This window comes from Clostridium sp., from assembly GCF_021372645.1.
Classification (GTDB): domain Bacteria; phylum Bacillota; class Clostridia; order Clostridiales; family Clostridiaceae; genus Clostridium.
In genome coordinates this window covers 1-13,423 of the sequence record NZ_JAJFUC010000025.1, presented here as the reverse complement: position 1 = coordinate 13,423, position 13,423 = coordinate 1, and the positions used below count along the sequence as shown (strand labels likewise).

The window sequence follows — 13,423 nt, the reverse complement described above, 5'->3', positions numbered from 1 at the left end:
CATTTTCTTTCACAACTTTCGTTGTAACTATTTGTTTTTATTTGTCACACTCAAGCGACTTACTTAGTGTATCACTTGGATTGAATGCTGTCAACAACTTTTTTAAAATCTTTTAAACTCTTTTTTCAAAAGGTTTTTATTAGATTCTTTTAAGTTATTTACGTCTCTTAGCGACGTGTTTCATCTTAACATATATAAATATTATAAATATATGCAATATGACCTTATATATACTTTAAATCGTATATTCTACATTCTGCTCTTATTTTCTACTTTTTTCTATTATTGATACGCCCCGTACAGTTATTGATCATTATATTAATTATATTCATTAATTTTGTTATTTCACTTTTAATGTTCTCTATTTTATCAAGCAATCTTATTCACTCCATTCTATAATTATAAATAAAATAAGTGCAAATGCTAACCATATATATCGGGCTTAACATTTACACTTATACATTACCAAAAACACGTGGTTAAACCAGTTTACATGCTTAGATAGAGCTAAAGTTTTTTTCTTTTCAATTTCTTTTTCTTGTGATTTCACCTTTTTTTTAATTTCTTGTTTATTGTTACAAAAATTTTCTAAAGACGTGCAAGCACCTCATAGACTCAGTGATTACAAGTTAGAAAGCACTAACTATTAATATTTATATTCTTGTATAATATAGTTGTACCTGGAAAATCTTAAAACCCCCAGGGGATTTTGGCAAACAAATCGTTCGCCTTCTTATTAACAAATTGAGGTTAAGTTAATGATACATTAGTTACCTGTACTTCCAGTTGTTCCACTTGATGATATCTTTGTATCCGAACTTCCAGTTGTTCCACTTGATGATGTCTTTGTATCTGTATTTCCAGCTGTTTCACCCGTTGATGTTTTTGCATCTGTATTTCCAGTTGTTCCACTTGTTGATGTCTTTGTATCTGTGTTTTTAGTTGTTACATCTGTTGATGTCTTTGTATTTCCAGTTGTTTCACCCGCTGATGTCCTTGTATCTGTATTTCCAGTTGTTTCATCTGTTGCTGTTTTTGTATCTGTATTTCCGGTTGTTCCACTTGTTGATGCTTTTGCATTTGTATTTTCATTTGTTACATCTGTTGATGTCCTTGTATCTGTATTTTTAGTTGTTCTATCTGTTGATGTCTTTGTACCTGAGTTTTTAGTTGTTCCACCTGTTGATGCTTTTGCACCTGGATTTTTAGTTGTTCCACCTGCTGATTCTGTTGCATCAGTGGACTGTTTTTGAATGTCAGTTTCTGCACTAGGAGTTTGTGTATTATTATATATCTCTTGGAAATAAAGTTTTCCTAAAATCCCAATACTTATAACTAAAATAATCGATGCAATGGCTATCATTGCCTTTTTATTCTTACTCAGTTTCTTACTTCTATGGAGTATTTCTCTATTTTCTTTATTTTTTGTTTTTTTAGTACCTGGTACCTTACTCATAACAGTTGTAAAATTACCTTTTTTATTAGAAACCATTGTTTCGTTATTTTTCATTGTCTTCGAAGCTACCTTATTTATATTTTTAGGTATATTAAACAATAAAAATAGGATTCCTTTTTCTTCTACAGAGTCTACCTCCTTAAAATCTTCAGGTGATCTAATTGTAACAACAGGTTTATTATACTCTCCGTATTGATTTTCTACATATAATGTAACTGAAAATTCATCATCTTTACTTAAAAAAGGTATATATACATCTAAACTGTTACCTTCTATTGAAGAATCAAATTTTAAACCTTTTGTTATTTTGGCATCTCCAATTTTTAAGTTATTTTGTGAGCCTTGTATATTTAAGGTTAGCTTATGAATTGTTTTATTAGAAATATTTCTAACAGTAAGAATGTACGCACAAATTTTTTTGTTATTCAATTCTAGAGGTATGCCATTTCCTATATTACATAATATTCTAGGTGCTAAATTTTTATAATGCTCTAACAGTAAACCTGATATAAATGATATTATTATAGTTATAATTGCAGTTTTAATAATACTTATCATATTAATTTTCACATCCTTATTTTTTCCATTTTATAATCAAATTATAAAGTAGATGGATACTTATGTCAAAGTTAAACGTTAATTATAATGGACCTAAGAATTTACTTTTAGTCATACGAATCTGACACAAAAAAATATGCAGCTAAATTAATGACTACATCCAGTTCCATATTACTAACACATCCGTGCTTGTACTAATAATGTAATTTACCTATTATTTTTAAAATATATTTAAAACAAAAAGAAGTAGAAATCACTTTGTTCGATTCCTACGTAACTTCAATATCAAATTACTATACCCTTATAAGCTAACTTGTACCTGGAATATTTTATAACCCCCAAGGGGTTTTGGCAAACAAACTGTTTGCCTTGCTAATTGGGATTTAGGATAACAATGCCGTATTTATTCCATTAAATAATGCTTGTGCTATTTTATTTTTATACTCATCCGTATTTAATAGCTTGTCTTCTTGTGGATTTGATAAAAATCCCGTTTCAACCAATATAACAGGAACCTTTGACCAATTAAAGCCTGTAAGATCTTTTCTCTCAACTACTCCGTTATTTTTCATACCAACTTCATGAACTAAATTTTCAAATACAATCTCTCCATATTTTCTACTAATTCCACTTATATCCTTAGCATTACCTATAGGAGCTGGAACTAGCATAGATGCTCCTGAAGCACTTGAACTTTCAGAAGAATCCGCATGTATTCTTATAACTAAATCTGCATTATTTTTATTACCTACTTCAGCTCTTTCTATATTACCTGGACTTTCCTCGGAAGTTGTTTTAGTCATTATTACAATGTATCCCTTGTTGATAAAAAGTTCCTTTAACTTCATAGTAATCCCCATAGCTATAACATACTCTGGGGTTTTACTTTTTATTCCTTCTGCTCCGCCGCCATCCTTTATTTTCAATTCTTCAGCCCCTGGATATATAGGCTCTTTTTCCATATTTGATCTATTGCCATGACCAGGGTCAAGAACTACAATTTTCTTTTTATCTTCTTTTGGCTTTTCGACTCCAATATTTTCTTCATTGTCCTTACCACTATTTTCTGCTGTTTTTTCACTAGAGTCCTTCTCATTCTCTTCATTATCACTAGGCTTATTTATTGATTCGCTTTCAGCAGCTTTACTGTTTTTATTTTCACTAGAAATAATTGAAACTATTTTCAAACATCCTACTAATAAAAATATAAAAAGTATACAGAAGAATGTTACTTTTAATTTAAACTTCAATATTTCAACTCCTTGTAAAGTATTATTTTAATTCTTAATATTGACTACCTAATTCATAATTAGATAGCATATTGTAAATACGCTTGTCTTCAACCTTTCTTATAAGTTCTATATTATACTCCTCAACTTCACTTAATGTCACATCATTTGAAATTTTATTGTACCATCTTTTTGATTGAAAATAGTCGTTTAATTCTGGTACTCCAAATATATAGCCATGTCTAGCAAATATCTCATTTCTTGCAAGTAGAATCTCAAAATCACTTAACCTTTCAACCTCATCCGATGTAAGCTTCGTTATATGACTATTATTCAACACATATTCTCTATTTACTATAGGTGAATTTTTAAAAGCTAATTTTATTTCTTCCATATCCATTATAGTTTGTGCATTATAGTCTTCTATATCATTTGAGGGTTCTCCCTTTGCACTAGGATTAGGGTTGTACCAAGCTTGCGCTTCAAAATAATTCTGTAACTTTTTATTATTAAATATATAGCCATGCCTTGCAAATATCTCATTTCTTGCAATAAATAGTTGATCACTGCTTAAGTTATATAAATTACTTGGAGATATCTTGCTTGTACTACTATCAGGAAAAATAAAATTGTTCAATTTTGTTTGTGTATTTTTTTCCTTTGTATTGGTGTTATTAGTAGTATTATTTTTAGTATCTACGTTATTTTGATTGCTATTAGTCTCCTTAGACTCCCTTGCTGCATTTGTAAGATTTTTATCAGTAGTAACTTTACTGCTTCCCAATGAATAAGCTGCTGTAGAAACTACTACTATAATTAATATACTCAGCATCATACCTATTATACTTTTTTTCATTTTGTTACTTTTAACAGGCACATTATTTACTTGTTGATTATTCATAAATACAGTATTACTACTATAATTTTGCTGACTATAATTTGCAGCACTTCCTGGCCTTAGCTGTCCATAATTGTTATTATTAGATACTGGTGGAGTACTCATAATTACAGTATTGGAGCTATAATTTTGCTGACTATAATTTGCAGCAGTTCCTGGTCTTGTTTGTCCATAGTTGTTATTATTAAAATTACTTGAACTTTGATTATTAACCTTTATATGTGTTTTATTTAATATTTCACACCATGCATCTATTGTTTCCTCTGCTAAATCCTTAGATATACCTAAATTATCAAACAACTTACCAGCTAATTTGTTATATAAGAAATCATCTATTTGTGTTCCATTACAATTTACTATCTCTTCAGGTATTTTTTGCTCTACAGAATCTACTAAAAGTCTCTTTTCTCTAGTATATTTGTCAGAATAATAATCGCTCAAAAATGACTTTAATTTTCTACTATCTGTATATATTGTGTTACCATATTTATTAGTTAATTCTTGAACTGTTTTTATAACTTCATTATTCAAATATTTCGCCTCCTGTGGAATTTAATCCAATTATTTTCTTTTACAGAATACCTATAAAAAATTATTATAATATCTTTTCATTATAGCGGTACCCTGCTCTAGTTTTATCTATGCCATTACCCCATATTGATATTTATTCTGCAATTTTAATAATTTTATTTAAATAAACTTTGCTTTTTTGTTATTTCGTCTATACATTCTTTTTCCATAAGCTCTTTAGATAAACATGTATCTGCTTCATCTTTCTTTTCTTCTATCTCTATAATTGTGGTTACTTCTTTTAAAGGACTTATTATAGCTTCTTCTTTCTCCGATATATTTTCATTATCTTCCTGCTTCACTGTAGTTTCCTCTCTGTCATTGTCACATGGTGATATTTCGTCTACAACTTTATCAATTTGATTTGAACAAATTAATCCAAGGGTAATATCATCTCCACTGCCTTCTCTAGAAGAATCCTCTAGCCAAGCACCAATATATTTTTTCACTTCATCCAATCCATAGTTTCTTATCAAATGTAAGTAATCTAAACCTACCTTTTTAAACTCTTCAACACTTATAAAAGAATTATAATATCCATCTGTGCTTACTAATATTAAAACAGGTGGTTCCTCATCTTTTATGTATTTTACCTTTGTTTTTATTTCCTTCCAAGAATTATAAGAACATAAAGATGTAGTTTCATTTCCAAGAAGATTATTATCTTTTTTTATAGCAAACTTAACTTGTTTGTCCTTAGTGACTACGATTATATCTCCATCACCAAGTTGCAAACAAAATATAAACTCAGGTGTTACCAATACTCCTAAAAGAGTAGTACCATATTTTATATATAACTTTTCTTGATCTAAGCGCTCTCTTCCATTTTCATTATGATAATTTTCTACATCTTTCTTCCAGCATTTTTCTATGGATTTAAGCAATTCATTTACATCATCATCATGTGCTATAATATCTTGCCTTCCTTGGCTGTTATAAAGTTCTTTTAAAATATTTGCAGTTATACCTACAGCTATTCTTGAACCATCTTCACTGTAAGTGCATCTTTCACTTCCATGTCCATCTGCTACAACTATTAATGCTCCATTTTCAAGCTGCTCAGTATATATCGCATCTTGACAAGGTTTATCTTGCTTTATGTGTGTAAATCCTCTAACACACTTACCTGCTACTGACCATTTTAGAGATTCATTACTCATTTAATTTTCTCCTTTACCAAACGTCATCATTTGAAATATCTGTTGGTGGAGGAGTTGGTATAGCTACATTGCTTTTTACAGATTCACCTTTAAGTTGGCTTGGTGGTGCTGATGCAGCCTTAACTACTGCTGTTGATGCCCATTTAATAAAATGAACTAGTGAATCTGAGTTATTTGCTTGAAGAGGTGCTCTTTCAGTATCATCTATAAAGTTTTGAAGCACATCTATATCCGCATCTTCTCCTATAGCAATAGCTATTTTTACAGCCTTTTTACCCCAAGGAAGGCTTAGCAATTTACTCAATCCAACTTTATAGTCATCCGTAGGTTGTCCATCTGATAGTAGTACAAGTACTGGAGGCAGTGCCCTTTCTGACATTGGTGGTATTTTAAGCTGATCCGCTACCATAGAAAGAGCAACTCCAAGATCAGTAAGCCCCCCTGCTTGTAGATCCTTCCATTCAAACTTATCTACTGCTGTTGCATCATCTATATGCCACTGTGCACCACTAGAAAATTTTATTGCCCTTACAAGTACCTTTGCATTTGGATTTTCACTTGCAACATCCCTCATACTAGGGATTGCATTTCTTATAGCATAATTTAATGATTGAATCTTTTCTCCAGACATTGATCCTGAACAATCTGTTATCCATATAAAGTGAAGTGGTCTTGAAGACATTTCTCCACCTGGTCTTTTCATAATTCCTTCTAACATACTTATCTTTACCGAGAATATATGCAATTTACAACTCTCGATAAATACCTCCCTTCATTTATTAAATGTATTTTAATTGAAAAATATAATCTTTTATAACCTTATTTCTCCTTCAGCTGTACCAAAGTTTATCTTTGTACCTATTGCTAAAGAAACACTTCTGCCCGGTTCTACAGTATTTACATTACCATCAGCCTTAGTTATATTCCATAATTCATTAGATACATTTTTAATTCCCCAAAGGCTTGGATTATTTGGATGTTGAGTAACCTCACCTACAATTGTATTAAAATCTAAATTATCTTTTATATGATGGGTATAAATTTTTGTATCGGCATTTAGCATTACAATAGATTGACCTATTTTTATCCTTGGTGGAATCTTAACCCCATTATTACATCCCCAGCATATATGTATCTGTCCACTTTTTAATTTTGCAGCATCATAAAAAACTTCTGCTCCACAATTTCCACAATAAATTATGCTATCTCTTAACTTTACAAAAGCCTTTCTCCATTCAATTTCAAGCACACGTTTTTGTGTATTATTAAGCCCCTCTGTAAATGCCCTTGTAAATAAATCTTTTATAAAATTAGGATATATCCCCCAATAAATTAATGCGTTATCTTGATATCCAACTACTGGTCTATTTGAAGTATTTACAGGATCCCAAATAAATATTGGTTCATCGCCATAAACCTTTTTCATAGCAGGTGAATCAAAGCACTTTATTTCTGACTCTATTTTTCCTTCTAATGGATGATGAAGCATAAACATGTAAAATAAAAGGGTAGATAATGAAAATAAATCTGTTTCTGTAGATGGATTAGCTTCCCCTCTTACAATTTCTGGTGCCATAAATCTCGGTGTTCCAATTACACCTCCACAATCTGCTCCAGTAACATCCACATTATCGTTATCACATATAAGTATATTTCCATTATCAGGATTAACAAACACATTACCAAATGATATGTCTCTATAACATAATCCCTTTGAATGAAGCTGAAGAAAGCTATCTACTAAATTAATACCAGCAGTACATAAAGCTTTAAATGTTGGTTCAGCTCGTCTTGCCATCATATCTACTATACTTTTATATTCTTTAGGTCTTAAATGCATAATATAACCAAAAGTTTCATTATTTTGACTACCAACAATATCTAATGGCCATAAAAATCTACTATTAGGACTGCCCTTTTGTACTAAATTTTCAATTATTCCCCTTTGAGCATCTGTTGCTTGATTTTTATAGTACCATTTTAATGCATATTTTTTACCTGATATTTCAACTTCGTAAACCTCGCCTTGTCCACCACTTCCTAATAACTTATTTACTATGCAGTTTTGTCCACTTTTAGTCACTAAAGTAGTTCCGCTTTTTAATAACTGATCCAATTTACTCCCCCCGCTCATCATTATTTTCTTCTTTGGTGTTAAAACCAAAATAGCATCTCTCTTAAAATAATAACAAAATTATGCATATGTTTCCACAAACTCTAGGAACATTTGTAAATAAAAATAATATGTAGCTCTATCATCATTTCTTTGATCTCATCCATAGACAGGATTCTACTAATTGATTTGCTACAATCATAGACGTAATTACTGTAAGTTTCATCAAATTGATAGGTTAGGATTATAAATTAAATATCTAGACAACAAAAAACCATCAATTAGTCAAATTATATTAACTAATTGATGGTTAAGCAAATCCTAACTCTTTTCTAAACTGAAATGGTTCTTCAATTTGAATTCTTTTCACCCCTTTTCTCTATATTTATTCTTACAACACCTAATATTATATTTGCATTGGAATCACCTTATCCCTTTACATTTTAAGATAAAATTTTAATTGTATTAACTAATATTCTTTAGATAGACTTTATTGAAATAACTTAAATATGTCTTAGTAATATCAACTTGCGCCTTAACTCACACTATTGGTTACTAATCAAATCTTCCGATGACTTGTACTTAGTAATTTCAACTTGCGTCATAATTCACTTTATATATTACTAGTCAAACACTTCAATTGGTTATGTCTAATTAACAGTTGCTACAAGATGTTAATTTTATTGAGTTAGGATTGCTAGAAGAAATTACTTTCTTCTTGTATTTATTATAACATAACAATTGTCAGAATACAATGAATTTTCCAAAAAATATAAAATATTTAACAAAAAAAACCTCCAATTAGTTTATTTGTATTAACTAATTAGTGATTACTAGCTTTTTATTTATTTAGGGGACTATCCTTTGCACTGAAAGGTGTTGAATAATATCATAGTGCATAAAGGAATATACAAGAACATACTCAAGAAATTTTGTGCCTATTTCATTTAAAAGACTTAATCAACAGAATTTCATGTTGAATGTTGTCGAAAAAATGTTAATATAGAGACATGCCTTTTCTTGAGAACAACAAAAACTTAAATAACGTTTGTTGTTTATATAAAAGATGAAAAGGCAAATAGAATACATTAAAGGAGAAAAACTAATGAGAAAGAATTTTATAAGAAAAATAGTAACTACAGTTATTGCAGCTACAACAATAGGAAGTTTATCATCATTAGGAGTATCAGCAGCAACTATTAATTCAAATAATAACGGTTATTACAATATAGTTACAAATAATCTTTTAAATACAAGCACAAATAATGTAGGAAGTAACACAACTACTAATAATGCTTCTACATCAGAAACTTCAGTAGATGTACAGGGGTTACCTAAATTGCCAGCAAATTATTCAATAAATGTACAAGCTTCTGCTGAGCAAAAAATTCTTGAATTAATGAATTCAAAAAGAACAGAAGCTGGTCTTAAGCCACTTACTATGGATGATACATTAGTACAAGTAGCAAGATATAAGAGTAACAATATGATACAAAATAACTTCTTTGACCATACAAATCCAGATGGAACTAAGTGGACAAACTGGTTGCAAACAATAGGATATAAATATACTACATCAGGAGAAAATATTGCATACAATACTAATGATCCAGTTGAATTATTTAATCAATGGTGGAATTCACCAGGTCATAGAGCAAATATGATGAATACTTCATATACTAAGGTTGGTATGGGTGTAATCTATGGAAACGGTAAATATATGGGAACTCAAGAATTCTCAAATTAATAATTATCTATAAAATTAAATAGACTAGTTACTTAATTATAATTTTGTAACTAGTCTATTTAAATTTAGATTTTAAATTAACATATTTATTTGAAATTAGTCGTAAAAAGTGTTATGCTATCAACGGTAAACCAAAACAGAATATCGTTACTATAATAATCTTCCCAATTGCAAAATTGCGATTTAGAAGATTATATATTGAAGATATATTGAAGAGCTTATTTTTATAGGCTCTTTTCAAATGATTAAAGAGAGGTAATAATATGATAAAAATTGATAACTTATCGTACTCATTTCCGCAAAAAGATCTCTATAATAAGATTTCTTTTACCTTAGAAGATGATCAACATTGCGCTTTTATAGGTACAAGTGGTAGTGGAAAAAGTACACTGATAGATATAATTATGGATCCAGAAAGATATATGTTCGATGGTACGCTTGTGATTGATCCAAATTGTAGAATTGGATATGTAAGCCAATTCTCACAACTTGATGAAGCAAAAGAAACTACAGTTTTCGAATATATAGGGGAAGAATTTATTAAGCTACAAAATGAAATAACCTCTATTTGTACTGAAATGGAAACATCTTCGGATATTGATCCCTTACTAAAAAAGTACCAACAAGCTTTAGATGCACTTGATGCAATTGGCGGAGATGATTTCGAAAGCATCCTTAATAAGAAATTAAATCTTGCAAACTTAAACATGATTAAAGATCTAATGGTATCTGAACTTAGTGGTGGACAATTCAAGCTTATTCAAGTGATTAAGGAAATGCTTAATAGTCCAGACTTAATGATTATGGATGAACCTGATGTGTTTTTAGACTTTGAAAACCTTAATTCTCTTAAAAATCTAATTAATTCTCACAAGGGAATGATGTTAGTTATTACGCACAACAGATATCTATTGAATCATTGTTTTAACAAAATTATTCATCTTGAAAACATGGAGCTTCAAGAGTTTGATGGAAGATATATTGATTATAACTTCACATTACTTCAAACTAAAATTGAGTTTCAAGAACTGGCTATTGCTGATGATGAAGAAATTAAGAGAAACGAGCACATAATCAAGAAACTAAGAGATAGAGCAGAAATTACAGGTGAGACTTCTGCTGGAAGATATCTAAAAGCTAGAATGAAATTTCAAGAAAGATTAGAAGCGCGTAGGATTAAAACACCATTTGTAGAAATTAAACAACCAGGCATCCGTTTATTTACTAATAATAAAATCGAAGAAACCATTGCTTTAAAAGTTACTGATTACAGTGCTAGCTTTGATGATATGCTTTTAGAAAATGTTAACTTTGAGATAAAATCTACTGATAAAGTAGCTATTATCGGATTAAACGGCACTGGGAAAACGACTTTGCTCAGAGACATCTTTAAAAATAATCATGCTGCTATTGAAATAAATTCTGATATTGAAGTAGCTTATTTATCACAGCTTCAAGGGGAAATACTAAATGAGTCTAATACAATACTTGAAGAATTCCTAAATGCAGGATTTAAAACTTATGAAGAGGTTGAATCATATATTTCAAACTATGATTTTGATGAAGAAATCATTAACCAGAAGATAGAATCTTTATCTGGTGGAGAAAAGAATATACTTCAATTAGCCAAAGTTTCTGCTAGCAAATCAAACATGTTGCTTCTCGATGAACCAACAAGTCATTTAGACACCTATTCACAAATAGCACTTGAAAAAGCCATAGAAAATTATAACGGTGCTATTTTAATGATATCACATGATTACTATTCTATAATAAACTGTGTAGATTATGTTTTACTCATTGAAGATAAGACAATTAGAAAAATGAATATGCGAAAATTTAGAAAGATGATTTATGCGAATTATTTTGATAAAGACTACTTAGAAATTGAACAAAAGAAAAGATTAGTTGAAACAAAAATAGAATCAGCTTTGCAACGTACTGATTTTGAGCTTGCAAAAATTTTATCTGAAGAGTTAGAATCGCTGATTAAGTTACTTTAGGCATATTAAAATAAATGAGCCTGTTGCAAAATGATTTTTTTTAAAATCATTTTGTGGCGGCTTCTTTTTTATATTTAAAAGTGAATTTATAAGTAAATCATATAAATAAATTTGTTTTTGAGCATGACAAATAGAAGGACTCTAAGAACCTTCTAAAGTTTACTATTTAAATTATTTTTTAGGCAAGTTTACGTATGTGCAACAATATACCACATCTATTTTGCTGTATTTTTTATTACCTTTAGCTTTGGTGTATTGATTTTTGTAATTCACTTTTTCTTTTTCCTTTTGAAACCACCTTTTTCCGTATATGAAAAGAGACTGTTGCATTTTGCAACAGCCCCATTTTCTTTAAATATGCCTTATTACTATTCTTATAAAAGCAAAACATCATATTTTTTATTTTCATGTGCCTAAATTTTATATTTTTAAATATAAGAATGCAGAAAATAATGCTGCAAATATTATTAGACTGATAAAATTATATTTTATAAATTTAGATAAGTATTTCTTTCCGTCATATTCCTTAGCATAAAATTTATACGATATTAAACTTGCAAGTGATGCTATAATTGTTCCCATTCCACCAATATTAACTCCAATTAATATTGGCTGCCAAGCATTTGTAAATTTAGATAAAAGAATAGCACATGGCACATTACTAATCAATTGGCTGAAAAATATAGCCGAAAAGTATACTTCAATATCATTATTCAATAGAGTTTTCATAATCTCATTAATACTTTGCATATTAGATAAGTTTCCTATAGCTACAAAAAAACATACAAAAGTAAGTAATAATATATAATCTAATTCCTTGAACAATTTTCTTTCCAAAATTAAACTTACACAAATTGTTATTATAAAAGCTACTTTATAATCAATCACATCAAAAACTGAAAGTAATATAAACATAAACAAAACACAGTAAATAGCTGAAGCCTTTGTATTTTTAATCTTTATCTTATCTAAATCAAATTTTAAATCTGTATTTAAAATTCTTTGATTTAAAATAAATAACCACAATACACCCGATATAACAAAAAATATTGTACTTTTAAAAAAAGTTAATATACCTATATTAAAAAATGAAAATAAATATAAGTTTTGTGGATTTCCCATGGGTGTAAAACTACTACCAATATTGGCGGCTAATGTTTCTAAAATTATTATTTTCATTGGATCAAAGTCAGCCTTTTCAGCAATAATCATAGTAAGAGGCACAAAAGTTATTAGCGCTACATCATTTGTTATAAACATTGAAAAAACAAAACATAGACTAACCAACACTGATGAAACCATTCTAAGGCTTGTATTCTTGCTTAATATCTCAACTGCTATCTTATCTAATAATTTTAATTTTTCAAAGGCACCTATTACTATCATAAGGTTGAACATTAATATTAATACCTCAAAATTTATATAACTCAATTTTGGCTTAGTAACTATGGATGTACTAAAAGCTAGAATTAGTGAAATAGTAAAAACTACTTCCGTTTTTAACATTATTATAGAATTATTGAAAATTTGTTTAACATTCATAAAGTGTCCGTTACCAAAATTCTATAAAACTTTACAAAAAGAATATAAAAGTCTATAATTTTGTTTCTTTCCTACTTCATAGTGTCCAGTTTTGCCAAGGCTACTCCTGTTTGCTATAACACTCAATAGGCTTTGCTACTTAAAAAG

Annotated in this window: 9 protein-coding genes; 2 read left to right on the top strand and 7 right to left on the bottom strand. The window is 29.3% G+C overall.

The window, feature by feature from the left end:
* Positions 1 to 766 precede the first annotated feature (766 nt).
* The 6 genes from LLF98_RS03450 to LLF98_RS03425 all read right to left on the bottom strand — a co-directional run bounded on the left by LLF98_RS03450 (position 767) and on the right by LLF98_RS03425 (position 7,987).
* On the bottom strand, positions 767 to 2,014 hold the full coding sequence (locus tag LLF98_RS03450; protein WP_291700838.1) for a hypothetical protein: 1,248 nt from the start codon (positions 2,012 to 2,014) through the stop codon (positions 767 to 769).
* Between the two features lie 383 nt (positions 2,015 to 2,397).
* Positions 2,398 to 3,264, bottom strand: coding sequence for an N-acetylmuramoyl-L-alanine amidase (locus LLF98_RS03445; protein WP_291700836.1), 867 nt, complete (start codon positions 3,262 to 3,264; stop codon positions 2,398 to 2,400).
* A 34-nt stretch (positions 3,265 to 3,298) separates the two neighbouring features.
* On the bottom strand, positions 3,299 to 4,672 hold the full coding sequence (locus LLF98_RS03440) for a YARHG domain-containing protein (protein WP_291700834.1): 1,374 nt from the start codon (positions 4,670 to 4,672) through the stop codon (positions 3,299 to 3,301).
* Positions 4,673 to 4,827: 155 nt separating this feature from the next.
* Positions 4,828 to 5,871, bottom strand: coding sequence for a PP2C family serine/threonine-protein phosphatase (locus tag LLF98_RS03435; RefSeq protein ID WP_291700832.1), 1,044 nt, complete (start codon positions 5,869 to 5,871; stop codon positions 4,828 to 4,830).
* Positions 5,872 to 5,884: 13 nt separating this feature from the next.
* Entirely contained in the window at positions 5,885 to 6,574 is a 690-nt protein-coding gene (locus tag LLF98_RS03430; RefSeq protein WP_291700830.1) for a VWA domain-containing protein, read from the bottom strand.
* Positions 6,575 to 6,682: 108 nt separating this feature from the next.
* Complete coding sequence (locus LLF98_RS03425) at positions 6,683 to 7,987, bottom strand: hypothetical protein (protein ID WP_291700829.1); 1,305 nt, start codon at positions 7,985 to 7,987, stop codon at positions 6,683 to 6,685.
* Between the two features lie 1,102 nt (positions 7,988 to 9,089).
* Between LLF98_RS03425 and LLF98_RS03420 the strand changes: the two genes are divergently transcribed.
* Both LLF98_RS03420 and LLF98_RS03415 read left to right on the top strand, forming a co-directional pair.
* On the top strand, positions 9,090 to 9,731 hold the full coding sequence (locus LLF98_RS03420; RefSeq protein WP_291700827.1) for a CAP domain-containing protein: 642 nt from the start codon (positions 9,090 to 9,092) through the stop codon (positions 9,729 to 9,731).
* Positions 9,732 to 9,994: 263 nt separating this feature from the next.
* Complete coding sequence (locus LLF98_RS03415) at positions 9,995 to 11,734, top strand: ATP-binding cassette domain-containing protein (RefSeq protein ID WP_291700825.1); 1,740 nt, start codon at positions 9,995 to 9,997, stop codon at positions 11,732 to 11,734.
* Between the two features lie 420 nt (positions 11,735 to 12,154).
* Here LLF98_RS03415 and LLF98_RS03410 read toward each other — a convergent pair whose 3' ends face one another.
* Complete coding sequence (locus LLF98_RS03410) at positions 12,155 to 13,240, bottom strand: SLC13 family permease (protein WP_291700840.1); 1,086 nt, start codon at positions 13,238 to 13,240, stop codon at positions 12,155 to 12,157.
* Positions 13,241 to 13,423: the final 183 nt, after the last annotated feature.